Source organism: Streptomyces roseoverticillatus (assembly GCF_000719265.1).
Lineage (GTDB): Bacteria > Actinomycetota > Actinomycetes > Streptomycetales > Streptomycetaceae > Streptomyces > Streptomyces roseoverticillatus.
In genome coordinates this window covers 44,602-69,318 of record NZ_JOFL01000008.1, presented here as the reverse complement: position 1 = coordinate 69,318, position 24,717 = coordinate 44,602, and the positions used below count along the sequence as shown (strand labels likewise).

The window sequence follows — 24,717 nt, the reverse complement described above, 5'->3', positions numbered from 1 at the left end:
CTGCGAAGTTCTCTGCTTCGAAGTTCTCCGCTTCTCTGCGAAGTTCTCCGCGAACTGCCGTCAGCCTCCCCGCACTGCACGAAGCGCCGCCCGATTTGCGGACGTGTTCCCGGTCATGGATGCACGTCCACGTTCCGGACAGCGTTGCGCGCGCACTCCGCACCGGGCTGGCGGCCGGCCCGTGAAGGAGCCCTGCCATGTCGATGATCCGCGACCTGCGCGCCGCCGTCCGCCCCGCCCTCCGCCGGGATGCCGCCCCGTACGACTACGACACCACCCGGGACCCCTCGGTCAGCAGCGCGGTCGTCGACTGCGCCGTCTACCGCGACGGCAAGCGGCTCAGCGACCACGTCAGCCCCGCCGAGGCCATGCGCCGGGTGCGGGCCGGCGGCGGTTTCGCCTGGATCGGGCTGCACGAGCCGACGGAGCGTGAGTTCTCCGGCATCGCCGCCGAGTTCGGGCTGCACCCGCTCGCCGTCGAGGACGCCGTCCACGCCCACCAGCGGCCCAAGCTGGAACGTTACGACGACACGCTGTTCACCGTCTTCAAGACCATCCACTACGTCGAGCACGCCGAGCTCACCGCCACCAGCGAGGTCGTCGAGACCGGCGAGGTGATGTGCTTCACCGGGCCGGACTTCATCATCACCGTCCGGCACGGCGGCCAGGGCTCGCTGCGCGCGCTGCGCCACCGCCTCCAGGACGACCCGGAGCTGCTGGCCAAGGGCCCGTCCGCCGTCCTGCACGCGATCGCCGACCAGGTCGTGGACGGCTACATCGCCGTCGCCGACGCCGTGCAGGACGACATCGACGAGGTGGAGATCGACGTCTTCTCGCCCGTCGGCAAGGGCGCCTCGCGCGGCGGCGACGCGGGCCGGATCTACCAGCTCAAGCGCGAGGTGCTGGAGTTCAAGCGGGCCGTCGCCCCACTGCTGCGGCCGATGCAGCAGCTCAGCGAGCGGCCGATGCGGCTGGTCGACCCGGACATCCAGAAGTACTTCCGGGACGTGGCCGACCACCTCGCCCGCGTCCACGAGCAGGTCCTGTCCTTCGACGACCTGCTGAACTCCATCCTCCAGGCCAACCTCGCGCAGGCGTCCGTCGCGCAGAACGAGGACATGCGGAAGATCACGTCGTGGGCGGCGATCTTCGCCGTGCCGACGATGATCGCCGGGATCTACGGCATGAACTTCGACCACATGCCGGAGCTGCACTGGAAGTACGGCTATCCGGCGGTCATGGTCGTCACGGTCGCCATCTGTGTGACGATCCACCGCGGCTTCAAGCGGAACGGCTGGCTCTAGCCGGTCCGCCCCGGCCGTCCCTCAGCTCTTCTCCAGCTCTTCTTCTCTTCTCCAGCTCTTCTTCGCGACACGGTCGGCCATGATGACGAGCCCCAGGCCGGCCATGATCACCGCCAGCGCCGGGTAGGAGACGACCGGCGGGGTCTGCCCCAGCCACAGCGCCGCGATCAGGGCCGCGCCCGGGGTCTCCAGGAGGATCGCCGTCGAGGTGACGGACGGGCCGAGGCCCTTGACCACGCGGTTGATCAGCGAGTGCCCGAGCAGCTGCGCGGTGACCGTCAGCAGGGCCAGCTTCAGCCAGGTGCCGCCGCTGTAGCCGCCGAGGGACGCGCCGGAGACCAGGCAGGTGGCGAGCAGCAGGACGGTCGTCGTGCCGTAGCAGACGTAGCTGTACGTGACCGTGCCGACCGTACGGCGCACCTCCGCGCCCAGCAGCACGTAGCCGGCGGCCGCCATGCCGCCGGAGAGGGCGAGCGCGTCCCCGGCGAGGGCGCGCGAGGACATGGACAGGTCGACGCCGGTCAGGATCACGACGCCCAGGAACGCGAGGGCCGTGCCCGCCCACACCAGCGCGGGCGGGCGGTGGCCGCGCAGGCGCATCAGGAGAGTCGTCCAGATCGGGGTCGTGGTGACCAGGGCGGTCGAGGACGCGACCGACGTCATCTGCAGGCTCGGCAGCCACACCCCGAAGTGCACGGCCAGCAGCGCGCCGGCGGCCACGGCCAGGAGCAGGTTCCGGCGGCCCAGGGAGAAGAGCTCGGCGCGGTGCCGGGTGAGGGCGAGGGGCGTGAGGGCGCCCACGGCCATGGCGTTGCGCCAGAAGGCGATGGCCAGTGCGGGGGCGGCGGTCGCCGCGATCAGCGGGGCCGAGAGGGAGATGCCCGAGATGGCCACCGCAAGCAGGAGCAGGTCCGTGCGGACGGTGGGGTGGGGCCGGGGTCGGGGGCTGGGGGCCGCCTCACTCGCCTTGGGCAAGGCTTCACGGCACGTACGGGCACTGGTCACGCGTCCAGGGTAGATCTCCTGGTCGCACGCACCGCCGAATAAAGTAGACCGCATGACACAGACGCAGGAGCTGCTCGACCAGGCGCTCATCGAGGAGGCCACGAAGAAGTCCGGCCTCATCTGGGTGCGGGGCCCGCTGGGGCCGAGCCGTGCGCTGTGGCACGTGTGGCACGAGGGTGCTGCCCATGTCGTGGGCGGGCCCGGCGAGCAGCCGCTGGACGGGCTCGGGCTCGCCGACGGCGGCGAGGCGACGGTGACCGTCCGCAGCAAGGACAAGGGCGGGCGCCTGGTGTCCTGGGCCGCGCGCGTCGTGGAGCTGCCGGCGGGCGGCGAGGCGTGGGAGGCGGCGGTCGGCGAGCTGAAGGCGAAGCGGCTGAACGCGCCCGATGCGGAGCGGGTCACCGAGCGGTGGGCGAAGGACTGCCGCGTCCTTCGCCTGGAGCCGTCGGGGGCTACGGCGCCCCTCCCGGACACGGCCCTGACCGCGGTCCCCCTCCCGACCCCGGCCACGACGCGGCACCCGATGCCGGCGGCCCTGCCGAAGCTCCTCCGGAGGGGGCGCGGCAGGCGCTAGGCGCGCCGGACCGGCCCTGCCCAAGGGTTGCCGCCGCCCGGCACCGCCGGACGCGTCCTCGGTACTTGCTCGCCGTCGCGGCGGGAGTGAGCCGGGCGCCGGCAAAGAGCGCCGGACCGGCCCTGCCCAAGAGTTGCGCGCCACCCGGCACCGCCGGACGCGTCCTCGGTACTTGCTCGCCGTCGCGGCGGGAGCGAGCCGGGCGCCGGCAAAGAACCTGCGCTCACAACATGCCGCCGCGCACCCCATGCACTCCGCCGCCACGGCACTCAGCCGATACGGCCCTGAACCGGCGGCGCCGGACCGGCCCTGCACAAGGGCTGCGCACAGCCCGGCACCGCCGGGCACCGCCGTCGGGCGTCTCGCCGTCGCGGCGGGAGAAAGGGGCGCGGCCAGGACGCTACAGGGCTACTTCGCCGCGCCCGGCAACGCCGCACCCTCCCCGGAGGGGATCCGCTTGCCGTAGTCGACGACGTCCTGCTGCGGCGGCGCCGCCAGGGCGAAGTCCTTGCCCCAGTCGGACAGTTCCAGCTGCCCCGCGCCGCCCGCGCGCTGGACGCGCAGGGGGTACGGCTCGCCCATCAGCGAGACGTCGAGCGTCCCGCCCGAGCCCCCCGCGCCGTCGACCCGGATGGTCCGGGCGCCGGCCACCGTGCCGTGGTCGCCCCGCGCGAGCTTGCCGTGCAGGCCGAGGAGGCCGTCCAGCAGGACGTTCTTGTCGGTGAAGCCCTTGAACTGCGTGTAGGCCGGGTCCCCGGCCGGCACCTTGACGTACTTCTTCTCCAGCTTGCCCGCGGCCGCGGCGCCGTCCCCCTTGTCGCCCCGCGACCAGAACGCCGCCGGCGCCTTCAGGAAGAGCTCGTCGCCGATCCGCAGCAGCTCGAACGTGCTGGCGTCGGAGGCGACCCGGCCGGTCCCCCCGTCCCGCTTCAGCCGCATGTCGAGCTTGTACGTGCGCCCCTGGCTGACGACGCTGCCGGAGAGGTGGACGGCCGAGGCGTCCCGCGCCGCGGTCCGCGCCTTGTCCTGGATCTTCGCGGGTTCGAGCTTGCCGACCCCGTTGGTCCCGGCGTCGGGGTCCTCCGCCGCGCCGCCGCAGGCGGTGAGCGCCATGGACAGGCCGGCGCAGAGCGCTCCCACGAGAGCAGCCTTCCGGGTACGCACGTCGCTCCTGCCTCCTGTTCAGCCGGGGAACACGGGGCAGCGTACCCGTGCGCGGCACAGGCGGAAGCCGGCAGTCCGGACGGCCCCCTCTCCCGCGCCGGGGAGAAGCCGGTCACGTTAGCCTGAACCGGACACCGGACCACGGAGGAGGTGTGCGGCATGGCGGCAGGCGCCCACCGGGTCTTCGTGTCACACCTCTCGGGCGTGGCGGTCTTCGACCCCAACGGCGACCAGGTCGGCCGCGTCCAGGACCTCGTCGCGATGCTGCGCGTCGGCGGCCGCCCGCCCCGCGTCCTCGGCCTCGTCGTGGAGGTCGTCAGCCGCCGCCGGATCTTCCTGCCCATGACCCGGGTGACGGGCGTGGAGTCCGGCCAGGTGATCACCACAGGAGTGATCAACATGCGCCGCTTCGAGCAGCGCGCCACCGAGACGCTGGTCCTCGGAGAGCTCCTGGACCGGCGCGTGCGCCTGGTCGACGGGGACGAGGAGGTGACCGTCCTGGACGTGGCGATCATCCAGCTGCCGGCCCGCCGCGACTGGGAGATCGACAAGGTCTTCGTGCGCCGCGGCAAGGGCGGGACGCTGCGCCGCAAGGGAGAGACGCTCACGGTCGAGTGGTCGGCGGTCACCGGTTTCTCCCTGGAGGAGCACGGGCAGGGCGCCGCGAGCCTCCTCGCGACCTTCGAGCGGCTGCGCCCCGCCGACCTCGCGAGCGTGCTGCACCACCTCTCCCCCAAACGCCGCGGCGAGGTCGCGGCGGCGCTCGACGACGACCGGCTCGCGGACGTCCTGGAAGAGCTCCCGGAGGACGACCAGATCGAGATCCTCGGCAAGCTCAAGGAGGAGCGCGCCGCGGACGTCCTGGAGGCCATGGACCCGGACGACGCGGCCGACCTGCTCTCCGAGCTCCCGGAGGACGACAAGGAGCGGCTGCTGACCCTCATGCAGCCGGACGAGGCGGCGGACGTGCGCCGGCTCCTGGCCTACGAGGAGCGGACCGCGGGCGGCCTGATGACCACCGAGCCGATCGTGCTGCGCCCGGACGCGACCGTCGCCGACGCCCTCGCGCGGGTGCGCAACCGCGACCTCTCCCCCGCCCTGGCCGCACAGGTGTACGTGTGCCGGCCGCCGGACGAGACCCCCACCGGCAAGTACTTGGGCACGGTCCACTTCCAGCGGCTGCTGCGCGACCCGCCCTTCACCCTCGTCGGCTCGATCGTGGACACCGACCTGCGGCCCCTCCCGCCGGGCACCCCCCTGCCGGCCGTCACCAGCTACCTGGCCACGTACAACATGGTCGCCGCGCCCGTGGTCGACGAGAGCGGCTCCCTGCTGGGCGCGGTCACCGTCGACGACGTCCTGGACCACCTGCTGCCCGACGACTGGCGCGAGACCGAGCTGCACCACGGGGCACCGGGCATGACCGAGCTGCCGGAGGCCGCCGATGGCCGGTAACGACCGCGGGCGCGAGACCGACCGGCCCGGGCACCGGCCCGACCGCGCCGAGCGCGTACGGGCGCAGTCGGAGGCGGTGCACCCGCACCCCCACCCGCGGCCGCGCGTCCGCCTGGACCTGCCGCGGGTCCGGCGGCGCACCTGGCTGCCGGAGTACGACCCGGAGGCGTTCGGGCGGACGTCGGAGCGGATCGCGCGCTTCCTGGGGACGGGGCGGTTCATCGTCTGGATGACGGTCGTCATCGTGCTGTGGGTGGTGTGGAACACCACGGTCCCCGGGCACCTGCGGTTCGACAACTATCCCTTCATCTTCCTGACCCTGATGCTGTCGCTGCAGGCCTCCTACGCGGCGCCGCTGATCCTCCTCGCGCAGAACCGCCAGGACGACCGCGACCGGGTCAACCTGGAGCAGGACCGCAAGCAGAACGAGCGGTCGATCGCGGACACGGAGTACCTGACCCGGGAGATCGCCTCGCTGCGGATGGGCCTCGGCGAGGTGGCCACCCGCGACTGGATCCGCTCCGAGTTCCAGGAACTCGTCAAGGAACTCGAACAGCGCCGGATATTCCCCGCGGAGAGTGAGGAACGCGACCGCTGACGGCCCTTTCCGGAGGCCCCCTCGCGCGCCGTACCATCTCCGTATGGCTACCGACACGAACGGAACGTCCCCGAGCGAGGACGCGGTCCGGGCCGCGCTCGCGACGGTGAACGACCCCGAGATCCAGCGACCTATCACCGAACTGGGGATGGTCAAATCGGTGGAGATCGCGGCGGACGGTTCCGTGGCGGTCGAGGTCTACCTGACGGTCTCCGGCTGCCCCATGCGGGAGACGATCATCAGCCGCGTGACGGACGCCGTCGCGCGCGTCGAGGGCGTCACGGGCGTGACGGTCGGGCTCGACGTGATGAGCGACGAGCAGCGCCGCGAGCTCGCGGCCTCCCTGCGCGGCGGCACGGCCGAGCGCGAGGTGCCCTTCGCCAAGCCCGGCTCGCTGACCCGGGTGTACGCGGTGGCGTCCGGCAAGGGCGGCGTCGGCAAGTCCTCCGTGACGGTCAACCTGGCGGCGGCCATGGCGGCCGACGGCCTGAAGGTCGGCGTCGTCGACGCGGACATCTACGGCCACTCCGTCCCGCGCATGCTCGGCGCGGACGGCCGCCCCACCCAGGTCGAGAACATGATCATGCCGCCGTCGGCGAACGGCGTGAAGGTCATCTCGATCGGTATGTTCACCCCGGGCAACGCCCCGGTGGTGTGGCGCGGCCCGATGCTGCACCGCGCGCTCCAGCAGTTCCTCGCGGACGTCTACTGGGGCGACCTGGACGTCCTCCTGCTCGACCTGCCGCCGGGCACCGGCGACATCGCGATCTCCGTCGCGCAGCTCGTGCCGAACGCCGAGATCCTCGTCGTAACGACGCCCCAGCAAGCGGCCGCCGAGGTCGCCGAGCGCGCCGGCTCGATCGCCGTGCAGACCCACCAGAAGATCGTCGGCGTCGTGGAGAACATGTCCGGGCTGCCGTGCCCGCACTGCGACGAGATGGTCGACGTCTTCGGCACGGGCGGCGGCCAGGTGGTCGCCGACGGCCTCACCCGCACGACGGGCACGAACGTGCCGGTGCTGGGCTCGATCCCCATCGACGTCCGCCTGCGCGAGGGCGGCGACGAGGGCAAGCCGGTGGTCCTGACCGACCCCGAGTCCCCGGCGGGCGCGGCGCTGCGCGCGATCGCGGGCAAGCTCGGCGGCCGCCAGCGCGGCCTGTCCGGGATGTCGCTGGGCATCACCCCGCGCAACAAGTTCTGACGGGCGTGCCGGCGGGCCCGTGAGCGGGCCCGCCGGCAGCACGCCGGCTACTTCTCCTGGTGCCCCAGGTCCTTCACCGGCGCCCCGGCCGCGTTCTGCTTCACGGACTCGATGCCCTTCTCACAGGCCGACCTGCTGTTGTACGCCTCGCCGACCGCGATGATCTCGCCGTTGCCCGCCTTCAGCCGGTAGCGGTACTTACCGGACTTGTCCTCGTACATCTCGAACTTGCCTGTCATGGCGCGCTCACCTCTCCGAGTGCTGCCCCCTGCCGGGTATTCAAGCCCGGCGCGGCGGCGCGCGCAGCCGGGGCGGGCCCGGCGGGTGACCCGGCCGCCCCGGCGTGATCCGGCCCGGGTCAGCCCCGGTAGGCCGTGATGTCCTTGATCACCGAGAAGCCCATGCCGTACGCGCTCATGCCCCGGCCGTACGCCCCGATGTGGACCCCCTCCGCCGAGCCGGCCAGCACCCAGCCGTACTCCGACTCGCGGTAGCGGAAGTCCGTCGGCACGCCGTCCACCGGGAGCGACAGCGTCGACCACGCGGAGTCGTCCAGGTGGTCCGCCAGCTCCCACGCGAGGGCCGTCTGCTGGTCGAGCCAGTCCTGCCGCAGGGCGCGCTCCATCTGCGCGGGCCACGTGCACGACAGCAGCCCCGATCCGGCCAGCCAGGCCGCCGAGGAGACCGAGGTGGCCTCCAGGACGCCCGTGCCGTCGGCGCTGCGCCGGCCGGGGCGGCTGGCCACGGTCACGACGACCGCGAAGCGCTGCTTGGCGGCGTGCGGATCCGCCCGCTCGCTGCGCAGCGTGGGCTCCTCGCCGTGGCCCGTCGCACCGTGCTCCACGGTCCCGTCGGCGGCGGAGCCGACCTGCATCAGCCAGCGCGGGCCGGTGTAGGCCTCGTCCAGGCCGTACCAGGGGAAGGAGGCCAGCAGATAGCCGTCGACCGTCCGCCGGGTGCCGGGCGCGCCCTCCGCGTTCCGCGCCGCGGCGTCCGCGGCGGACGCGTCGGCCGTACCGGCCCCTTGAGCCCCAACCCGACTCGTCGTCTCCATCTGCGCGGCGCCTCCTCGTTGCCCGGTGTCCTGGGCGAGCCCGCCCCCCTCGGACGACTTCACCCCAAACACAGGGAGGATAGCCACCCCCGTCAATGGCGCACGGGATGCGCGGAACTCAGGTGGCGTCGGAGTCGAACGGAGGACGCTCCCCCGGCTCGGGCTTGTCGCGCTTCTTGAGCAGGTCCGGGCGGGCGGGCGAGCCGTCGTTCGGGGCGGACGGCGCGGAGCCGGAGGCGGCGGCGTCGCCCGTACGGCCGTGCACGGCGTCGGCGACGTCGGTCATCTCCGCCTTGAGGTCGAAGCCGTTCCGGATCTCTTTCAGGCCGAGCTCGTCCTTGTCGAGCACGTGCTTGCGGACGAAGGTCTTCGGGTTGAGGTCCTCGAACTCGAAGTCCTTGAACTCGGGGCCCAGCTCGGAACGGATGTCCTCCTTGGCGCTCTCGGAGAACTGCCGGATCTTGCGCAGCGTGCGCGACACGTCCTGGATCATCTTCGGCAGCTTGTCCGGTCCGAAGATGAGCACAGCGAGCACCACGAGCGCGACCAGCTCGAGGGGTCCTATGTCGAGCACGTTGAAGCTCCTTGATGCGTCAATGGCCGACGGTCCAGGCCACCTATCACGGTACCTGGCCCGGCGGGGCCTAAGGGATACACCTGGGCCAACATCAGGCCAAAGGCGATGTCAGGGCGAAACCCCGCGGAACCGTACGGAACCCTGCGGGCCCCGCGGTGCTCAGCGGGCGCTCGCGGAGCCGAGGGTCAGGCCGACCGACCGCTCCGTGCCGTCCCGCTCCACGGTCAGGGTGAGCCGGTCGCCCGGCCGGTGGCTGCGGATCTTGACGATGAGCTCCTGGCCGCTGTGCACGGCCATGCCGTCGACCTTCTTGATCACGTCGCGCGACTGGAGGCCCGCCTTGTCGCCGGGGCCGCCGGGGGTGACCGCCGGGCCGTCGCCGTTCTTCGTGTTCACCCGCGCGCCGTCACCCGAATACGCCATGTCCAGGGTGACGCCGATGACCGGGTGCGTGGCCCTTCCGGTGTTGATGAGCTCCTCGGCGACCCGCTTGGCCTGGTTGATCGGTATGGCGAAGCCCAGGCCGATGCTGCCGCCCTGGCCGCCGCCGAGCTCGCCGCTGTCGCCCGCGGAGCGGATGGCGCTGTTGATGCCGATGACCCGGGCCTCCGAGTCCACCAGCGGGCCGCCCGAGTTGCCCGGGTTGATCGGGGCGTCGGTCTGCAGGGCGTCGACGTAGCTGACGTCGCTGCCGTCGCCCTTCTGGCCGCCGGCCGTGATCGGGCGCTCCTTGGCGCTGATGATGCCCGTCGTGACCGTGCCCGCGAGGTCGTACGGGGCGCCGATGGCGATCACCGAGTCCCCGACGCGCACGGAGTCGGAGTTGCCGAGGGCGAGCGGGGTCAGCCCGGACACGCCCGACACCTTGATCACCGCTAGGTCGTAGCTGCTGTCCCGGCCGACGACGGTGGCCTTCGCGGTCTGGCCGCTGTTGAAGGTCACCGATATGTCGCCGGAGGACCCGGCGGGCTCCACGACGTGGTTGTTGGTGAGGATCCGGCCCTCCTTGTCGAGGACGAAGCCGGTGCCGGTGCCCTGGTCGCTGCCGCCGCGGACGTGGATCGTCACCACGCCCGGCAGGGTGCGGGCGGCGATGCCCGCGATGCTGCCCGGCGCGCGGGCCGAGCGGTCGGCGCCGGCCTGGGGCAGCTCCACGTGGCGCCCGATGGTGCCGTCCCGCTCCAGGAACGCGCCGACTCCGCCGCCGATGCCGCCGGCGACGAGTGCGACGAGCAGGGCCCCGGCGACGAGCCGCCCACGGCGCGGCGCGCCCTCCCGGCGGGGCTCGCCGACCGGCCCGGCGGGGTGCGCGGCCCAGGGGTCGTACTGCCACGGCCCGGCGGGCGGCGGCGTGGGATGCGCCCCGTGCGGGTAGGGCGGCGGGGGCACGGGGGTGCCGTGGGGCGGGGTCATGCCCATGGGCGGTACGGGCGGCAGCACCGTGCCCTGCGGCGGCGTGACCGGCCGCTGCACGGGCGGCGCGGGCGCCCACGGCCCGGGCTGCCCGTAGGGAGGCGTGCCGTAGGGATCGGGGACGTGCAGCGGACCGGCCTCCGGCCCGGGCCCACCGGAGGCCGCGGGCTCCTGCCCGTGGGCGGGCAGGGGGCGGGTGGCGTCCTGGGCGGAGGAGCCGGGGGCGGGCACGCCGGCAGCTGCGGCATCCTGCCCGTACGCGGGCAGCGGGCGAGTGGCGCCCTGGGCGGAGGAGCCGGGTGCAGGTACGGCGCCGGGAGCGACGTCCGGTCCAGCGGCGGGCGCGGCGGCAGCCGCGGACTCCTGCCCGTACGCGGGCAGGGGGCGGGTGGTGTCCTGGGCGGAGGGGCCGGGCGTGGGTGCGGCGCCGGGGCCGGTGCCCGGCCCGGCGGCGGGCGCGGCGGCAGCCGCTGCACCCTGCCCGTACGCGGGCAGCCGGCACGTGGCGTCCTGGGCGGACTGCTCGGGCGTGGGCGCGGTGCCCGAGGCCGCATCCGGACCCGAGGCGGGCGCGCCGGAGGCCCCGGCCTCCTGGCCGTACGCCGGCAAGGGGCGCGTCTCCGCTTCCGGCGGGGTCGCCGGGCCGGGGGCCTGGGCCTCGTCCAGGAACTGCGGGCCTTCACGCTCCTCCGCGGCAGCGGAAGGGCGCGGGCGGCTCCACCACTGCGGCCTGGGCGCGGTGGCCCGCGTCTTCCCCTCGTCCATCTTCTCCCCACCGTTCGCCGGAGGGCGCACGGCATCGCCGGAGGGATGCGCGGCCCACTGGAATTCAACCAGGTCTGCGCGGGCGTGCGCAGGGGGCCCGCGCGGGGGATCAGCGCCGGGCGGTGTCCGCCGGGGGCGCGCCCGGTGCCGAGTGGCCCGTGCGTATCAGCGGGGGCAGCGGGGGCGCGGCGGACGGGCGCAGCAGGGAGACCTCCCGCACCGGAACGGCGGCGGACGAGCCGGGTCCTGCCGACGAGCCGCCCTGGGAGGCGGTGCGGGCGAGGCGCCGGCGCTCGTCGCGGGCGCCGCCGGACGGGGCCGAGAGCGGGGTGGTCGCCGTGCGGGGGTTCTCGGCGCGCGGGCCCTGGGGCCCGGTGACCGAGGTCAGCGGCGACGCGCCGCCGAGGGCGAACGCGGCCAGCGAGACGGCTCCGGCGGCGGCGAAGGCGATCCGGCGCCCCCGTATGCCGCCGCGGGGCGGCTCGGGCATCTCATGGATCCGGAAGCCGCCCTCGCGGGGCCGGGCGCCGGGCCGGACGCCGCCGGGGAGCAGCCCGAGGGGCGCCAGGGCCTCAGCCCTGGCGGCGGGGCCGGCTTTTCCCGGCCCTCCGGCGCCCTCGCGGCCCTCCGGGCCGTCGCGGTCGGCGCCGAGGGGGGCGTGGGGATCGCCGCCCGCCAGGCCCTGGAGCCGGGCCAGGAAGTTTTCGGAGAGCGGCGGGGGCGCCGCCTCCGCGAACACGCTTTTGAGCCGGCGCTGGGCGTCGGCTTCCGCTTTGCAGGTCCAACAGGTGGCGAGGTGCGCCAGCACCCGCTCCCGAGAGTCGTGTCCCAACTCCCCGTCGACCAGGGCCGCGAGGCGGTCGCCGAGATGAAGCTCGGCGGGGGACTGACCGCCTGAACCGGTCACGCGATCCCGACCTCCCCACCCAGAGGAACGCCGGCGGCCACACCCGCCACGGCACGCTGCTCGGCCCGGGCGGCGGGCGAGCGGTGCTGGAGCGCCTTGCGCAGGTGGGAACGGCCGCGGTGGATGCGGCTGCGGACCGTGCCGAGCTTCACGCCGAGCGTCGCGGCGATCTCCTCGTACGAGAGTCCTTCGATGTCGCACAGGACGACGGCGGCGCGGAACTCCGGGGCGAGCGTGTCCAGCGCCTGCTGGACGTCCGCGTCGAAGTGCGTGTCATTGAAGTGCTGCTGGGGGGAAGGCTCGCGGCTGGGGAGCCGCTCCGCGGCGTCCTCGCCGAGCGCGTCGAAGCGGATGCGCTGGCGGCGCCGGACCATGTCCAGGAAGAGGTTGGTGGTGATGCGGTGCAGCCACCCCTCGAACGTGCCGGGGGTGTAGGTGGAGAGCGACCGGAAGACCCGGACGAAGACCTCCTGCGTGAGGTCCTCGGCGTCGTGCTGGTTGCCGGTGAGGCGGTAGGCCAGGCGGTAGACGCGGGCACTGTGCGTGCTGACGATCTCCTCCCAGGTGGGAGGCGTCCACGCCTGCGAGTCCGCATCGGTGGCGAAGGTCGCGGTCTGTGCGGAATCGGTGGCGCGCGAACGGTCAGCGGTCTTGGTCACGGATTTCGGCTCGCCGGCAGACCTGCGAAAGCGCCTCAGCACTCCCCGACGGTCGTCGGCCGCAGCCGCACCTCCCCTGTCGGCTCTGGTGGTGTCCAGTAGAGCCCCTACCATATCCATCCCGCCCGTTAGCTCCGGATAAGGAATTTTGACCTGCATTTGGCCTTGATCCCCTCGTCCTTCCCGGCATCTCCTCCCGGGGGCCCTCCCTCCCTCGCCCCTTCTCCTCAACGCACGGTCCCATCTGCGGGTTCCCGTGGTCAGCGGATACAGTCACGGTTGCGTCGACTACGGGGACAGGAGAGGGCCATTACCGGCAACCGGCAGACGAGCTGGGCGTTCGCCGATGCGTTCGTCGCCGAGGACGAGGCGCTGCGCTGGGCCCGGGACCGGGCCGTGGAGGCAGGCCTGCGCTCGGTGTCGTCCGGCACCGGCGCGGCGCTGCGCCTGCTCGCGGCGGCCGTGGACGCCAAGGCGGTGGCCGAGATCGGCACGGGCACCGGCGTCTCCGGCATCCACCTCCTGCACGGCATGCGGCCCGACGGCGTGCTGACCACGGTGGACGCGGACCCCGAGTGCCAGCAGTTCGCCCGGCAGGCGTTCCGCGCCGCGGGCTTCGCGGGCAACCGCGCGCGCTTCATCCCCGGCCGCGCCCTGGAGGTGCTGCCGCGCCTGGCCGACGGCGGATACGACCTGGTGTTCTGCGACGGCGACCGGCTGGAGTGCCTGGACTACCTAGCCGAATCGTTGCGCCTGCTGCGACCGGGCGGCCTCGTCTGCTTCGAGGGCGTCTTCGCCGACGGCCGCACGGTGGACGCGGCCGTCCAGCCCGCCGAGGTGCAGCGGCTGCGCGAGCTGCTGCGGGCCGTGCGGGAGTCCCGGGTGCTGGTGCCGTCGCTGCTGCCGGTGGGCGACGGGCTGCTGTGCGCCGCGCGGCGCGGCTGAGCCCGCGCGGGCGCGGCACGCGGACGGCCCCGGGCTCCCCGGGCGCGCCCCGGCCCCGGATGCACCGCTGCCCCGGCAGCCGGTGCGGACCGGCTGCCGGGGCAGCGTAAGAACGGTGGTTCGGCGTGTGTCAGCCGACAACCTTCTTCAGGGCGTCTCCGAGGGCCTCGGCCTCATCCGGGGTCAGCTCGACGACGAGCCGACCGCCGCCTTCGAGCGGAACCCGCATGACGATGCCCCGCCCCTCCTTGGTCACCTCGAGCGGGCCATCGCCCGTCCGCGGCTTCATGGCCGCCATGCTCGTTCCCCTTCCTGAAACCAGCTCATCGTCAGCCGACGGCCCCACGACAGGCCCGCGTCACCGGCATCGAACACATTGCTTCCAGGCCATTATCTCGCATCGCGTGACCCAATGAACAACATCGGTCCGTATCCCTTCGGCAACGCGATCGCGCAAAACCACTCAATTCGGCGATCGGACTGCGATACTGCGCCACCCCGGCCCCGATTCCATGGCCGGATTCTTTGACGCAGGTCACATATCGGCGGCCGGTGATCTCCGGCATGCTGAGCCCTGAACGCCGCCCGCGGGGCTTGCGACGAGGGAGGGAACGCACCATGGCCGACTCCGTGCTGTACGAGGTGACGGACGGACTCGCGACGATCACGCTGAACCGTCCCGATGCGATGAACGCACTGAACACCGACACGAAGGCCGCCCTGCGCGACGCCCTGCAGCGGGCCGGCGCGGACCCCGCCGTACGGGCGGTACTGCTCACTGGCACCGGGCGCGCCTTCTGCGTCGGACAGGACCTCAAGGAACACGTCGAATCGCTCGCCGCCGACCGGGAGAACGGCACGCGGCTGACGATGACGACGGTCGAGGAGCACTACAACCCCATCGTCACGGCGATCGCCGGCATGCCGAAGCCGGTGGTCGCGGGCGTCAACGGCGTCGCCGCGGGCGCGGGGGCGGGCTTCGCCTTCGCCGCCGACTACCGCGTCGTCGCCGACACCGCCGCCTTCAACACCTCCTTCGCGGGCGTCGCCCTGACCGCCGACTCGGGCGTCTCCTGGACGCTGCCCCGCCTCGTCGGCCACAGCCGCGCCTCCGACCTGCTGCTCTTCCCGCGCGCCGTGCCCGCCCAGGAGGCGTACGAGCTGGGCATCGCCAACCGGGTCGTCCCGGCCGCGGAGCTGGCCGCGGAGGCGGAGGCCGTGGCCCGGCGGCTCGCCGAGGGGCCGACCGCGGCCTACGCCGCGATCAAGGAGTCCCTCGCCTACGGCGCGGGCCGGCCGCTGGCCGAGGCCCTGGCCAAGGAGGACGAGCTGCAGGGCCGTGCGGGCGCGTCGGAGGACCACGCCATCGCGGTGGACGCGTTCCTGAAGAAGGAGAAGCCGAGGTTCGTCGGCCGCTGATCCCGTACGGACCGGGCTCGGTTCTCAGCCCTTCCTCGCGTGGCACCCCGCCAGGTGGTCGTTCACCAACCCGCACGCCTGCATCAGCGCGTACGCCGTCGTCGGCCCGATGAAGCGGAAGCCCCGCTTCTTGAGGTCCTTGGCCAGGGCCGTCGACTCCGGTGTCGTCGCCGGGACGTCGGCGGCCGTGCGCGGTGCGGCGGCCGGCTCCGGGGCGTACGACCAGATCAGGGCGTCCAGCTCGCCGGGCGCCCACTCCGCCGCGACCCGCGCGTTGGCGATCGTGGCCGTGATCTTGGCGCGGTTGCGGATGATGGCGGCGTCGGCCAGCAGCCGCTCCGCGTCGGCGTCCGTGAAGGCCGCCACCTTGGCGATGGAGAAATCGGCGAAGGCGGCACGGAAGCCCTCGCGGCGGCGCAGGATCGTCAGCCAGGACAGCCCGGACTGGAAGGCCTCCAGGCATATCCGCTCGTAGAGGGCGTCGTCGCCGTGCACGGGGCGGCCCCACTCCGTGTCGTGGTAGACGCGGTAGTCCGCCGCGGACTCGGCTTCCATGCCGCCCCACGGGCAGCGCCGCAGGCCGTCCGGGCCGGTGATCAGGGTGCCGCTCACGCCTTCTTCTCCCCCTCGTCGTCGCCATCGCCGCTCCCGGCCCTGCCCTTGGCCTGCGCGCCGCCGCCCATGGCCGCGGCCTGCGCCCCGGCCAGCGCCGCCTCCAGCTCGGCGATGCGGGCGTCGCGCTCGGCGAGCTCGGCGCCCAGGCGGTCCAGCGCCTCGTCCGTCTCGGCCATGCGGTAGCCGCGCAGGGCGACCGGCAGGCGCAGGGTGTCGACGTCGGCGCGGGCCATGGGGCGGTCGGCGGGGAGCGGCCAGACCGTCCGGTCGGCGGCGGCCTCGGGCAGCGCCGCGCCGCTCCCGCCGCCGGCGACGAACAGCGCGACCGCGGCGACCACCACGACCAGCGCGATGAGCAGGAACCAGAACACGACCATCTCCCCGGAACACGGACTGCGATTCGGTCCACCCCGATCGTGCCATGCCGCACTGACAGTTAAGGTCGCTGGCGGACCACCGAGAGGGAGTAGGGACATGCTGCGGCTGGGACGACGCGAGTTCGATGCGCACGAGCCGGTGATCATGGCGATCGTCAACCGGACGCCGGACTCCTTCTACGACCAGGGTGCGACGTTCGGCGACGAGCCCGCCCTGGCCAGGGTGGAGCAGGCCGTCGCGGAGGGCGCCGCCATCGTCGACATCGGCGGGGTGAAGGCGGGCCCCGGCGAGGAGGTGACCGCCGAGGAGGAGGCGCGGCGCACGGTCGGCTTCGTGGCCGAGGTCCGCCGGCGCCACCCGGACGTGGTGATCAGCGTCGACACCTGGCGGCACGACGTGGGCGAGGCGGTGTGCGAGGCGGGCGCCGACCTGCTCAACGACGCGTGGGGCGGGGTGGACCCCAAGCTGGCCGAGGTCGCGGCCCGCTACGGCGCGGGCCTGGTGTGCACGCACGCGGGCGGCGCGGAGCCGCGCACGCGCCCGCACCGGGTGGAGTACGAGGACGTGATGGCGGACGTCCTGCGGGTCACGCTGGGGCTGGCGGAGCGCGCGGTGGCGCTGGGCGTCCGGCGCGACGGCATCATGATCGACCCGGGGCACGACTTCGGGAAGAACACCCGGCACTCGCTGGAGGCGACCCGCCGGCTCGGCGAGATGGCGGAGACGGTTCCCCGAGCTCTCGGCTTCGCTCGAGCAGGGGATACCCCATTGCCGGTGCTGGTCTCGCTGTCGAACAAGGACTTCGTCGGCGAGACGCTGGACAAGCCGGTGAAGGAGCGCGTCCTGGGCACGCTCGCGACGACGGCCGTCTCGGCGTGGCTGGGCGCGCAGGTCTACCGCGTGCACGAGGTGGCGGAAACGAAGCAGGTGCTGGACATGGTGGCCTCGATCGCGGGCCATCGCCCGCCGGCGGTGGCCCGGCGCGGTCTGGCCTGACGGCGTCGCGGGCCACCGGGCACCTGCGGTGGCCGGGCAAGGGCTCGCCTGAGAACCACGGCGAGTCCGGCACCGCCGGACCGGCTCGTCGTGGTTGCGCGCCGCTGCGGCGGAGCATGGATGCCCGCCGCAACGGCGGCACGCCACCGGGACCGCCGGAGGCGGTGGGTTACATCCCCGCTTCCTTCGTCACCAGCCGCACCGCTTCCTCCACGTCGTCCGTGACGTGGAAGAGGTGCAGGTCGTGCGGGCCGGCCTTGCCCTCGGCGACGATGGTGTCGCGGAACCAGTCGACCAGGCCGCTCCAGTACGCGGAGCCGAAGAGCACGATCGGGAAGCGCGTGACCTTCTTGGTCTGGACGAGGGTGAGGGCCTCGAACAGCTCGTCCAGCGTGCCGAGTCCGCCGGGCAGGACCACGAACCCGCTCGCGTACTTCACGAACATCGTCTTCCGCACGAAGAAGTAGCGGAAGTCGACGCCCAGGTTGACGTACGGGTTGAGCCCCTGCTCGAAGGGCAGTTCGATGCCGAGGCCGACGGAGACGCCGCCGGCCTCCGTCGCGCCCTTGTTCGCGGCCTCCATCGCGCCGGGCCCGCCGCCGGTGATGACCGCGAAGCCCGACTCGACGAGCCCGCGCCCGATGGCGATGCCGGCCTCGTACTCCGGAGAGTTCCGCGGCGTGCGGGCGGAGCCGAAGACGCTGATGGCGGGTGGCAGTTCGGCGAGGGCCCCGAAGCCCTCGACGAACTCGGACTGGATGCGCATCACCCGGAAGGGGTCCTCGTGGACCCAGTCCGCGGCTCCTCTGGTGTCCAGCAGGTGCTGGTCCGTGGTGCCCGCCTGCATCTGGCCGTACCGGCGTACCACCGGCCCCCGGCGCTGCTCCCGCTGCGCGCGCGATCCTTCGGGATGTGCCATGCCGTGCTCCCTCCGCTGCAGATCGTTGCTGTTCAGCGTAGGCCCATGCGCACGGCTCTCCGGCAGGTCACCGGAAGGTCAGCCGGCCAGCCAGGCCCGCAGCCGCTCCTCGCAGTCGTTGATGAGAGAAGCCCGGACGCGTTCGTCCCGCTTGTGGGCGAGGGTCGGGTCGCCGGGGCCGTAGTTGACGGCGGGCACCCCGAGCGCGCTGAAGCGGGAGACGTCGGTCCAGCCGAACTTGGGCTTGGGCGTGCCCCCGACGGCCTTGATGAACGCGGCCGCGGCGGGGTGGGACAGCCCGGGCAGCGCGCCGGGCGACTCGTCGTCCACGACGAGCCCGGCGACGCCGCAGTCCGCGAAGACCTCGCGCACGTGCTCCAGGGCCTCCGCGGGGCTGCGGTCGGGCGCGTAGCGGAAGTTGACGGTCACGGTGCACGCGTCGGGGATGACGTTGCCGGCGACGCCGCCCTCGATGCGGACGGCGTTGAGCCCTTCCCGGTACTCCAGGCCGTCGATGACGTGGCGGCGCGGCTCGTAGGCCGCGAGCCTGGCCAGGATGGGCGCGGCGGCGTGGACGGCGTTGCTGCCCATCCAGCTGCGCGCGGAGTGGGCGCGCTCGCCGGTGGTGTGCAGGTGCACGCGGAGGGTGCCCTGGCAGCCGCCCTCGACCTGGGCGTCGGAGGGTTCCAGGAGGACGGCGAAGTCGGCGGCGAGCCACTCCGGGTGGGCGTCGGCGATGTGGCCGAGGCCGTTGAGGTGGGCGGCGACCTCCTCGTTGTCGTAGAAGACGAACGTCAGGTCGCGGTTGGGTTCCGGCACGGTCGCGGCGATGCGCAGCTGGACTGCGACGCCGGACTTCATGTCGCTGGTGCCGCAGCCCCACAGGAAGCCGTCCTCGTCCAGCCGGGAGGGGACGTTGCCGGCGATGGGGACGGTGTCGATGTGGCCGGCGAGCACGACGCGCTCGGAGCGGCCCAGGTTCGTGCGGGCCACGACGTTGTTGCCGTGGCGGTCCACCGTCAGGTGCGGCAGCGCGCGCAGGGCGTTCTCGATGGCGTCGGCCAGCGTCTTCTCGCTTCCGCTGACCGACGGGACGTCGACGAGCCGGGCAGTGAGGGCGGCGGCGTCGAGGGACAGGTCGAGTGCGGCGTCATCCATGCGGCGACTCTAGCCCGGCCGGTGCGGGCGGGGCGGGGCCGGAGGGTGGGGCCCGGGCGGCGTCGGCACTCTCCAGTAACGTGGGCGGCATGTCCCGGATCTTCGTCACCCGACGTGGCCGAATGTTGCGCATCGTGGCCGCCTGTGCCGTGCTGCTCGCGCTGATCGGCTACGGGATCGCCCAGCTGGTGACGGGCGGCCCGGGAGCGCCGCGCTGCACGGTGCGCGCCGACGGAGCGTCGTACGCCCTCTCGCCCGAGCAGGCGGTGAACGCGGCGACGATCTCGGCCGTGGGGGCCGAGCGCGGGCTGCCGGAGCGGGCGGTGACGATCGCTCTGGCCACGGCCATGCAGGAGTCGGGGCTGCGCAACATCCACCACGGCGACCGGGATTCGCTGGGGCTGTTCCAGCAGCGGCCGACGCAGGGCTGGGGCAGCGCGCGGCAGATCACGGACCCGGTGTACGCGGCGGGGAAGTTCTACGACCACCTGGTGGAGGTGCCGGGCTACTCGCGGCTGCCGCTGACGGTGGCCGCGCAGAAGGTGCAGCGCAGCGGCTTCCCGCAGGCGTACGCCAAGCACGAGCCGGACGCGTCGCTGCTGTCGTCCGCGCTGACGGGCCGGGAGGCGGCGGCGTTCACCTGCACGACGAGCCCGAGCGACGGCAAGAAGGGCGATGTCACGGCGGTGCGGGCCAAGCTGCGCCGGGAGTTCGGCGCGGTGGCGGTCCCGGCGGCGGACACGCTCGCGGCCGGGAGCGGCAGCGGTGCGGGCGCGGCCGGGGGTGCCGCGGCGCGGACCCTGTCGGTGCCCGTGCCGGAGAAGTCGCCCGGTCCGGGCGAGCCGGCCGAGGGCGGCCGGGAGCGGCGCGGCTGGCAGCTGGCCTCGTGGGCGGTGGCGCACGCGACGGAGCTGCGGATCGAGCGGGTGTCCTTCGGCGGCCGGGTGTGGACGGCGGCGGATTCGCGGAAGGGCTGGCTCGCGGACAAGGGCGCCAAGGGCCCTGCGGAGCGGGGGAATTCGGCGGGGAACGCCTCGCTCGAGGTACGGATCACGACCGCCCCGTAGACGCTCAGGAGTGCGAGCGCACCCCCCACCGGGGGTATGCACAACAGCCCCGCGCGATTGCCGGGCATCGCCAGTCCCAGGCGTCCGGCTTTCTCGGAAATTCCTTGTGACTAAAGGCTTGTAAGCCTTCCCGACGTGCATACCGCGCGCCCGTTTTGCCCCGCTATTAGGGGGACAGATAATGCGACGCATTACCAACTCTTTACCGTGGCGCACCGCAACCTTCCGCGGATTCACGCGGTAGTCACTGCGTCCGCTCGCCGGACAGCCAACGTCCTCAACTCCGCCAAAGGAGCATCATGTCCCTCCCCCTGACGCGTCGGATCGCCCGGGCCGCCCTGCTGGTAGCCGCCGGTGCGGCACCCGTCATCGGCGCGGCCGGAGCGGCGAGCGCCGCCCCGCAGGCTCCCGACCTGACGAGCGGCCTGACCGCGGTGGACGGCGCGAACCTCGGCACCAACGTGGACGCGGCCGCCCACAAGGCCGGGGACACGGTGACGGGCGTCGGCACCAGCGCCATCAAGACCACCGTCCCCGGTGCCGCCGACGCCACCGGCAAGGCCGCCAAGACCGCCGCCCCCGCCGTCCAGAAGGTCGCCGGCGAGGCTGCGGGCACCACCTCCGGGCTCGCGGGCCAGGCCACCAAGGCCGCCGGCGGCCTGAACACCCAGGGTCTGCCCGTGGGCGGGCAGCTCCCGATCGGCGGCTGACACAGCGCACGCACCAGCACGCGAGAGGGCCCGGGAGATCATCTCCCGGGCCCTCTCGCGATGCTTCTTCCGCGGACCGCCCCGCGGGGCGCGGCCGGCTATGCGGCCGCGCTCAGGCAGGTCGCGCCCGGGCGGGACACGCTTATGCGGTCAGGCGGCGGACCGCGGCCTCCACCCGCTCGTCGGTCGCGGTGAATGCGATCCGTACGAACTGCTCACCCGCCTCCCCGTAGAACACTCCCGGCGCCACGAGGATGCCGCGCTCGGCCAGGGCGGCGACGGTGTCCCAGCAGGGCTCGTCCCGCGTGGCCCACAGGTACAGCGACGCCTCGCTGTGCTCGATCCGGAAGCCCGCCGCCTCGAAGGCCGCCCGCAGGGACTCCCGCCGGCGGGAGTAGCGCGCCCGCTGCTCCGTCACGTGCGCCGTGTCCCCCAGGGCGACGACCGTGGCGGCCTGCACCGGGGCGGAGACCATCATTCCGCTGTGCTTGCGGACCTGGAGCAGCTCGCCCAGGACGGCGGGGTCGCCGGCGAGGAAGGCCGCGCGGTAGCCGGCCAGGTTCGAGCGCTTGGAGAGCGAGTGCACCGCGACGATGCCCTCGTACGAGCCGCCGCAGACGTCCGGGTGCAGGACGGAGACCGGCTCGGCCTCCCAGCCCAGCTCCAGGTAGCACTCGTCGCTGAAGAGCAGCACCCCGTGCTCCCGGGCCCACGCGACGGTGCGGCGCATCTCGTCGGCGGTCAGCACGCGGCCGGTGGGGTTGGACGGCGAGTTGAGCCAGAGCAGCTTGAGGCCCGTGGGGTCGAGCTCCGTAGGGTCGTCGTAGACGACGGGCTCGGCGCCCGCGAGGCGCGCGCCCACCTCGTAGGTCGGGTAGGCGAGCCGCGGGTAGGCGACCTTGTCACCCGCGCCGAGGCCGAGCTGCGTCGGCAGCCAGGCCACCAGCTCCTTGGAGCCGACGATCGGCAGCACGTTGGCGTGCGTCAGGTCGCGACCCCCGAGCCGCCGCTCCGCCCAGCCGGTCAGCGCGTCGCGCAGCTCGGGCGTGCCCCACACCGTGGGATAGCCGGGGCTGTCGGCCGCGCCGGTGAGCGCCCGCTGGATCAGCGCCGGGACGGGGTCGACGGGGGTGCCGACCGAGAGGTCCACGATGCCGTCGGGGTGGGCGGCGGCTTTCGCCTTGTACGGGGCGAGCCGGTCCCAGGGGAAGACGGGGAGGCGGGAGGAGACTGCGCTCACGGTGTTCGCTCTCTTGCTCTGGGGGTGACCGGTGATACGCCGCGGCCCCGCACGGCTGCGGCCGTACGGGGCCGGGGGGCCGCTCGGGTCAGTGCTCCGGGTTGATGTCCGCGGGCAGGGCGGCGATGAAGGGGTGGTCGCGCTCGATCAGACCGAGCTTCGAGGCGCCACCGGGCGAGCCGAGCTCGTCGAAGAACTCGACGTTCGCCTTGTAGTAGTCCTTCCACTCCTCGGGAGTGTCATCCTCGTAGAAGATCGCCTCGACGGGGCAGACCGGCTCACAGGCACCACAGTCGACACATTCGTCCGGGTGGATGTACAAGGACCGGGAACCCTCGTAGATGCAGTCGACGGGGCACTCCTCGATGCACGCCTTGTCCTTCACGTCGACACAAGGCTGCGCGATGACGTAGGTCACGCTGTCGTTCCTCCTCGGTAGGGCTCATCTCGCGCGGGAGCGCGGCGTCGTCGATGCCCACACCTAGTATCTCCGTTCCCGGGCACTTGACGAACAAGAGGGGCGAGGAGAGCTGTGGAATTCACCACGGGCGGACGTCTGGAAATCAGGATCAGTACCGCTGATGTGGGAAAAAGGGTATCCGTACGCCGTCTGAACCCTTCAGGAGGGTCGTCCGGGGGGTCCGCCGAGCGGTTCACGGACACCGTCGGCGTCCTCACCTCCTGGGAGGGCGGCGTGCTGCGGATCACACGGCGGACCGGAGAGATTGTCACTTTCGACGAGACCGCGCTCGTCGCCGGCAAGGTGGTTCCGGCCGCCCCGCCCCGGCGGCGCGGCCCGGCCGCCACCGTGCGCGAGCTCCAGGAGACCGCGGCCCGCGGCTGGCCGGCGCGGGAGACCGCGCGCCTCGGCGACTGGACCCTGCGCGCGGCGGGCGGCTTCACCACCCGCGCCAACTCGGCCCTGCCGCTCGGCGCTTGCGGACTGCCGCTGCCGGAGGCCGTGGACCGCGTGGCCGCCTGGTACGCCGAGCGCTCCCTGCCCGCGGCGGTCCAGGTCACGACCGGCGACCCGGAACAGGACGCCCTGCTGGACGCGGAGCTGGCCGGGCGCGGCTGGACGGCGGAGCGCCACGCCCTGGTGCGGACGGCCGCGCTCGCCCCGATCGCCGACACCGGGGCCCCCACGGAGCACGTGCGGCTCTCGCGCACCGCCGACGAGGTGTGGCTGCGCGTGTACGGGCGGACCGGCGCGAGCGCCGAGGACGCCCTGGCCGTGCTGGGCGGCGGGCCGTCGGTGTGGTTCGCGACGGTGCCGGGCGCGTCCGGCGAGGGCCCGGTCGCCGTGGGCCGGTGCGTCGTCGACGGCCGGTGGGCGGGCTTCTCGGCGGTCGCCGTGCACCCGGAGCACCGCCGCCGGGGGCTCGCCACGCAGGTCATGGCACGCCTCGCGGAGCAGGCCCTGAGCGAGGGCGCCTCGGCGGCGTACCTGCAGGTGGAGACGGACAACGGCGCGGCGGCGGCCCTCTACGACGAGCTGGGCTTCACGACGCACCACGCGTATCACTACCGCCGTGAGGCGCGTCCCTAGCACCGGTTGCGGTGCTCAGTAGTACGGGTTCCGGTGCTCACCTGTTCCGCCGGACCCTCGACGTCGTGGCTGATCACCGTTGCGGCGGGATTTTCTTGTCCGGCGGAACAGCACGCCGCGGCGGGAATCCGGTGGAATACCCGCTCAGCGCAACCAGCGCGACCATGGAAGCAGAAGCGGAGGCGCCATGTACGACACCACCGGCCGGCGGCAGCGGTTCGCGGAGGCCGCGCGCGAGACGCGGCCCGACCTCGCCCTGCTGTGCCTGCTGATCGCGGGCGAGGCCGACCCCGAGGCGGGCGAGGAGCCGGTCGACACCGCGCAGATAGAGCTGGACCGGCTCGCCGGGCTGCTCCCCGCCCTGGGCAGGCAGGCGCACCCGCGGCGGTGGGCGGAGGCGCTAGCGGAGCTCCTCGGGGAGCGCTGCGGCTTCCACGGCTCCCCCGCCGACTACCGGCGGCTGGAGTCCTCGCTGCTCACCGAGGTGCTCCGGCGCCGCCGCGGGCTGCCGATCCTGCTGTCGGTGGTGTGGATGGAGGTCGCGCGGCGGGCCGGCGCGCCGGTGTACGGGGTGGCGCTGCCGGGCCACTTCGTCGTCGGCTTCGGCGAGCCGTACGGGCAGCACGTGCTGGCCGATCCCTTCGACGGCGGCCGGATCCTGTCCGAGGAGGAGGCGGGCCTGCTGGTCGCGGGCGCCACGGGCGCCCCGCTCGCCCCGTCGATGTTCTCCCCCGCGGAGCCGGCGGAGATCGTGCTGCGGGTGCTGAACAACATCCGTGCCTGGGCCGCGGCGCGGCCCGAGCGCAGCGACGTCCAGCTGTGGGCCGTGGAGCTGTCCCTGCTGCTGCCCAGCCACCCGGCCAGGCTCCGCTACGAGCGCGCCGAGCTGCTCGTGGAGCGGGGCGACTTCGTGGGCGGCGCGCACGAGATGGAGGAGTACGCGGAGGTCATCGACGCGCTGGAGCCGACGGTCGCGGAGACGGTGCGGCGGCAGGCGCGGGCGGCCCGGGCGATGCTCAACTGACCGCCCCGGGCAGCGGGCCCC

The 24,717-nt window shown here is 73.5% G+C and carries 27 protein-coding genes; 12 read left to right on the top strand and 15 right to left on the bottom strand.

Features of this window, described 5'->3' with window-relative positions; all coding sequences use genetic code 11:
- The first annotated feature begins 197 nt into the window (after window positions 1-197).
- Window positions 198-1,304, top strand: a complete 1,107-nt coding sequence (locus IF61_RS0111270; RefSeq protein WP_030366173.1) for a magnesium and cobalt transport protein CorA — start codon at window positions 198-200, stop codon at window positions 1,302-1,304.
- 21 nt (window positions 1,305-1,325) lie between these two features.
- Here the strand turns inward: IF61_RS0111270 and IF61_RS0111265 are convergent, their stop codons facing one another.
- Window positions 1,326-2,279, bottom strand: a complete 954-nt coding sequence (locus IF61_RS0111265; protein WP_052392624.1) for a DMT family transporter — start codon at window positions 2,277-2,279, stop codon at window positions 1,326-1,328.
- An 82-nt stretch (window positions 2,280-2,361) separates the two neighbouring features.
- Here IF61_RS0111265 and IF61_RS0111260 point away from each other — a divergent pair, with 82 nt between their 5' ends.
- A complete protein-coding gene (locus tag IF61_RS0111260) occupies window positions 2,362-2,883 on the top strand; it encodes a hypothetical protein (RefSeq protein ID WP_030366171.1) in 522 nt (173 codons plus the stop codon).
- Window positions 2,884-3,291: 408 nt separating this feature from the next.
- Here the strand turns inward: IF61_RS0111260 and IF61_RS0111255 are convergent, their stop codons facing one another.
- Entirely contained in the window at window positions 3,292-4,047 is a 756-nt protein-coding gene (locus IF61_RS0111255; RefSeq protein ID WP_030366170.1) for a hypothetical protein, read from the bottom strand.
- Between the two features lie 159 nt (window positions 4,048-4,206).
- Here IF61_RS0111255 and IF61_RS0111250 point away from each other — a divergent pair, with 159 nt between their 5' ends.
- From IF61_RS0111250 to IF61_RS0111240, 3 genes are read left to right on the top strand one after another with little or no spacing between them, the layout of a single operon-like run.
- Complete coding sequence (locus tag IF61_RS0111250) at window positions 4,207-5,502, top strand: magnesium transporter MgtE N-terminal domain-containing protein (RefSeq protein WP_030366169.1); 1,296 nt, start codon at window positions 4,207-4,209, stop codon at window positions 5,500-5,502.
- On the top strand, window positions 5,492-6,100 hold the full coding sequence (locus IF61_RS0111245; protein ID WP_030366168.1) for a DUF1003 domain-containing protein: 609 nt from the start codon (window positions 5,492-5,494) through the stop codon (window positions 6,098-6,100). Before IF61_RS0111250 ends, IF61_RS0111245 begins: the two co-directional genes overlap by 11 nt.
- A 43-nt stretch (window positions 6,101-6,143) precedes the next feature.
- Window positions 6,144-7,301 carry an Mrp/NBP35 family ATP-binding protein gene (locus IF61_RS0111240; RefSeq protein WP_030366167.1) on the top strand — a complete coding sequence of 386 codons (1,158 nt, stop codon included), beginning with the start codon at window positions 6,144-6,146 and terminating at the stop codon, window positions 7,299-7,301.
- Between the two features lie 47 nt (window positions 7,302-7,348).
- On the opposite strand, the gene IF61_RS0111235 is transcribed toward IF61_RS0111240, so the two are convergent.
- The 6 genes from IF61_RS0111235 to sigE all read right to left on the bottom strand — a co-directional run bounded on the left by IF61_RS0111235 (window position 7,349) and on the right by sigE (window position 12,790).
- Window positions 7,349-7,540, bottom strand: coding sequence for a YegP family protein (locus IF61_RS0111235; protein ID WP_030366166.1), 192 nt, complete (start codon window positions 7,538-7,540; stop codon window positions 7,349-7,351).
- A 119-nt stretch (window positions 7,541-7,659) separates the two neighbouring features.
- Entirely contained in the window at window positions 7,660-8,355 is a 696-nt protein-coding gene (locus IF61_RS0111230) for a hypothetical protein (RefSeq protein WP_030366165.1), read from the bottom strand.
- Between the two features lie 118 nt (window positions 8,356-8,473).
- Entirely contained in the window at window positions 8,474-8,929 is a 456-nt protein-coding gene (locus IF61_RS0111225) for a sec-independent translocase (RefSeq protein WP_030366164.1), read from the bottom strand.
- A 162-nt stretch (window positions 8,930-9,091) separates the two neighbouring features.
- Window positions 9,092-11,110, bottom strand: a complete 2,019-nt coding sequence (locus tag IF61_RS0111220; protein ID WP_030366163.1) for a S1C family serine protease — start codon at window positions 11,108-11,110, stop codon at window positions 9,092-9,094.
- Window positions 11,111-11,219: 109 nt separating this feature from the next.
- Window positions 11,220-12,017, bottom strand: coding sequence for a zf-HC2 domain-containing protein (locus tag IF61_RS0111215; RefSeq protein ID WP_078660133.1), 798 nt, complete (start codon window positions 12,015-12,017; stop codon window positions 11,220-11,222).
- Window positions 12,014-12,790: an RNA polymerase sigma factor SigE gene (gene sigE / locus IF61_RS0111210; protein WP_078660132.1), complete on the bottom strand. Its 777-nt coding sequence runs from the start codon at window positions 12,788-12,790 to the stop codon at window positions 12,014-12,016. Before sigE ends, IF61_RS0111215 begins: the two co-directional genes overlap by 4 nt.
- Before the next feature lie 165 nt (window positions 12,791-12,955).
- Here sigE and IF61_RS0111205 point away from each other — a divergent pair, with 165 nt between their 5' ends.
- Window positions 12,956-13,621, top strand: a complete 666-nt coding sequence (locus IF61_RS0111205; RefSeq protein WP_078660131.1) for an O-methyltransferase — start codon at window positions 12,956-12,958, stop codon at window positions 13,619-13,621.
- A 130-nt stretch (window positions 13,622-13,751) separates the two neighbouring features.
- On the opposite strand, the gene IF61_RS34065 is transcribed toward IF61_RS0111205, so the two are convergent.
- Entirely contained in the window at window positions 13,752-13,919 is a 168-nt protein-coding gene (locus IF61_RS34065) for a DUF3117 domain-containing protein (RefSeq protein WP_009997451.1), read from the bottom strand.
- A gap of 320 nt (window positions 13,920-14,239) precedes the next feature.
- Between IF61_RS34065 and chcB the strand changes: the two genes are divergently transcribed.
- Window positions 14,240-15,040 (top strand): 2-cyclohexenylcarbonyl CoA isomerase, encoded by an 801-nt coding sequence (gene chcB, locus IF61_RS0111195; protein WP_030366159.1) that lies wholly within the window; start codon window positions 14,240-14,242, stop codon window positions 15,038-15,040.
- 24 nt (window positions 15,041-15,064) lie between these two features.
- Here chcB and IF61_RS0111190 read toward each other — a convergent pair whose 3' ends face one another.
- Together IF61_RS0111190 and IF61_RS0111185 are read right to left on the bottom strand one after the other, a co-directional pair.
- The gene (locus IF61_RS0111190; RefSeq protein WP_211264873.1) at window positions 15,065-15,595 is read right to left on the bottom strand and encodes a DNA-3-methyladenine glycosylase I; all 531 of its coding nucleotides are present in this window, start codon (window positions 15,593-15,595) and stop codon (window positions 15,065-15,067) included.
- 53 nt (window positions 15,596-15,648) lie between these two features.
- Window positions 15,649-16,032, bottom strand: a complete 384-nt coding sequence (locus IF61_RS0111185; RefSeq protein WP_052392622.1) for a DivIVA domain-containing protein — start codon at window positions 16,030-16,032, stop codon at window positions 15,649-15,651.
- Window positions 16,033-16,129: 97 nt separating this feature from the next.
- Between IF61_RS0111185 and folP the strand changes: the two genes are divergently transcribed.
- Window positions 16,130-17,029 carry a dihydropteroate synthase gene (folP, locus tag IF61_RS0111180; RefSeq protein ID WP_030366156.1) on the top strand — a complete coding sequence of 300 codons (900 nt, stop codon included), beginning with the start codon at window positions 16,130-16,132 and terminating at the stop codon, window positions 17,027-17,029.
- 169 nt (window positions 17,030-17,198) lie between these two features.
- On the opposite strand, the gene IF61_RS0111175 is transcribed toward folP, so the two are convergent.
- Together IF61_RS0111175 and dapE are read right to left on the bottom strand one after the other, a co-directional pair.
- Window positions 17,199-17,948: an LOG family protein gene (locus IF61_RS0111175; protein WP_030366155.1), complete on the bottom strand. Its 750-nt coding sequence runs from the start codon at window positions 17,946-17,948 to the stop codon at window positions 17,199-17,201.
- 78 nt (window positions 17,949-18,026) lie between these two features.
- On the bottom strand, window positions 18,027-19,106 hold the full coding sequence (gene dapE, locus IF61_RS0111170; protein ID WP_030366154.1) for a succinyl-diaminopimelate desuccinylase: 1,080 nt from the start codon (window positions 19,104-19,106) through the stop codon (window positions 18,027-18,029).
- A gap of 89 nt (window positions 19,107-19,195) precedes the next feature.
- On the opposite strand from dapE, the gene IF61_RS0111165 reads away from it, so the two are divergent.
- Both IF61_RS0111165 and IF61_RS0111160 read left to right on the top strand, forming a co-directional pair.
- On the top strand, window positions 19,196-20,173 hold the full coding sequence (locus IF61_RS0111165; RefSeq protein WP_030366153.1) for a VldE C-terminal domain-containing protein: 978 nt from the start codon (window positions 19,196-19,198) through the stop codon (window positions 20,171-20,173).
- Window positions 20,174-20,472: 299 nt separating this feature from the next.
- The gene (locus IF61_RS0111160; RefSeq protein ID WP_030366152.1) at window positions 20,473-20,883 is read left to right on the top strand and encodes a hypothetical protein; all 411 of its coding nucleotides are present in this window, start codon (window positions 20,473-20,475) and stop codon (window positions 20,881-20,883) included.
- Between the two features lie 142 nt (window positions 20,884-21,025).
- Here IF61_RS0111160 and dapC read toward each other — a convergent pair whose 3' ends face one another.
- Together dapC and fdxA are read right to left on the bottom strand one after the other, a co-directional pair.
- Window positions 21,026-22,123, bottom strand: a complete 1,098-nt coding sequence (gene dapC / locus IF61_RS0111155; RefSeq protein ID WP_030366151.1) for a succinyldiaminopimelate transaminase — start codon at window positions 22,121-22,123, stop codon at window positions 21,026-21,028.
- A gap of 88 nt (window positions 22,124-22,211) precedes the next feature.
- Window positions 22,212-22,541 carry a ferredoxin gene (gene fdxA, locus IF61_RS0111150; RefSeq protein ID WP_030366150.1) on the bottom strand — a complete coding sequence of 110 codons (330 nt, stop codon included), beginning with the start codon at window positions 22,539-22,541 and terminating at the stop codon, window positions 22,212-22,214.
- A 114-nt stretch (window positions 22,542-22,655) separates the two neighbouring features.
- Here fdxA and IF61_RS0111145 point away from each other — a divergent pair, with 114 nt between their 5' ends.
- Both IF61_RS0111145 and IF61_RS0111140 read left to right on the top strand, forming a co-directional pair.
- The gene (locus IF61_RS0111145; protein WP_030366149.1) at window positions 22,656-23,672 is read left to right on the top strand and encodes a GNAT family N-acetyltransferase; all 1,017 of its coding nucleotides are present in this window, start codon (window positions 22,656-22,658) and stop codon (window positions 23,670-23,672) included.
- 187 nt (window positions 23,673-23,859) lie between these two features.
- Window positions 23,860-24,696 carry a transglutaminase family protein gene (locus tag IF61_RS0111140; protein ID WP_030366148.1) on the top strand — a complete coding sequence of 279 codons (837 nt, stop codon included), beginning with the start codon at window positions 23,860-23,862 and terminating at the stop codon, window positions 24,694-24,696.
- Window positions 24,697-24,717: the final 21 nt, after the last annotated feature.

What these genes read in the sequence shown, in the direction of transcription:
- IF61_RS0111270 (WP_030366173.1), top strand. Translation starts at nt 198, where the DNA reads ATGTCGATGATCCGCGACCTGCGCGCCGCCGTCCGCCCCGCCCTCCGC.
- IF61_RS0111260 (WP_030366171.1), top strand. Translation starts at nt 2,362, where the DNA reads ATGACACAGACGCAGGAGCTGCTCGACCAGGCGCTCATCGAGGAGGCC.
- IF61_RS0111250 (WP_030366169.1), top strand. Translation starts at nt 4,207, where the DNA reads ATGGCGGCAGGCGCCCACCGGGTCTTCGTGTCACACCTCTCGGGCGTG.
- IF61_RS0111220 (WP_030366163.1), bottom strand. Translation starts at nt 11,110, where the DNA reads ATGGACGAGGGGAAGACGCGGGCCACCGCGCCCAGGCCGCAGTGGTGG.
- IF61_RS0111175 (WP_030366155.1), bottom strand. Translation starts at nt 17,948, where the DNA reads ATGGCACATCCCGAAGGATCGCGCGCGCAGCGGGAGCAGCGCCGGGGG.
- IF61_RS0111165 (WP_030366153.1), top strand. Translation starts at nt 19,196, where the DNA reads ATGTCCCGGATCTTCGTCACCCGACGTGGCCGAATGTTGCGCATCGTG.
- IF61_RS34065 (WP_009997451.1), bottom strand. Translation starts at nt 13,919, where the DNA reads ATGGCGGCCATGAAGCCGCGGACGGGCGATGGCCCGCTCGAGGTGACC.
- IF61_RS0111190 (WP_211264873.1), bottom strand. Translation starts at nt 15,595, where the DNA reads ATGGAAGCCGAGTCCGCGGCGGACTACCGCGTCTACCACGACACGGAG.
- dapE (WP_030366154.1), bottom strand. Translation starts at nt 19,106, where the DNA reads ATGGATGACGCCGCACTCGACCTGTCCCTCGACGCCGCCGCCCTCACT.
- IF61_RS0111185 (WP_052392622.1), bottom strand. Translation starts at nt 16,032, where the DNA reads ATGGTCGTGTTCTGGTTCCTGCTCATCGCGCTGGTCGTGGTGGTCGCC.
- IF61_RS0111230 (WP_030366165.1), bottom strand. Translation starts at nt 8,355, where the DNA reads ATGGAGACGACGAGTCGGGTTGGGGCTCAAGGGGCCGGTACGGCCGAC.
- IF61_RS0111140 (WP_030366148.1), top strand. Translation starts at nt 23,860, where the DNA reads ATGTACGACACCACCGGCCGGCGGCAGCGGTTCGCGGAGGCCGCGCGC.
- folP (WP_030366156.1), top strand. Translation starts at nt 16,130, where the DNA reads ATGCTGCGGCTGGGACGACGCGAGTTCGATGCGCACGAGCCGGTGATC.
- chcB (WP_030366159.1), top strand. Translation starts at nt 14,240, where the DNA reads ATGGCCGACTCCGTGCTGTACGAGGTGACGGACGGACTCGCGACGATC.
- IF61_RS0111245 (WP_030366168.1), top strand. Translation starts at nt 5,492, where the DNA reads ATGGCCGGTAACGACCGCGGGCGCGAGACCGACCGGCCCGGGCACCGG.
- IF61_RS0111235 (WP_030366166.1), bottom strand. Translation starts at nt 7,540, where the DNA reads ATGACAGGCAAGTTCGAGATGTACGAGGACAAGTCCGGTAAGTACCGC.
- sigE (WP_078660132.1), bottom strand. Translation starts at nt 12,790, where the DNA reads ATGGTAGGGGCTCTACTGGACACCACCAGAGCCGACAGGGGAGGTGCG.
- IF61_RS0111160 (WP_030366152.1), top strand. Translation starts at nt 20,473, where the DNA reads ATGTCCCTCCCCCTGACGCGTCGGATCGCCCGGGCCGCCCTGCTGGTA.
- IF61_RS0111240 (WP_030366167.1), top strand. Translation starts at nt 6,144, where the DNA reads ATGGCTACCGACACGAACGGAACGTCCCCGAGCGAGGACGCGGTCCGG.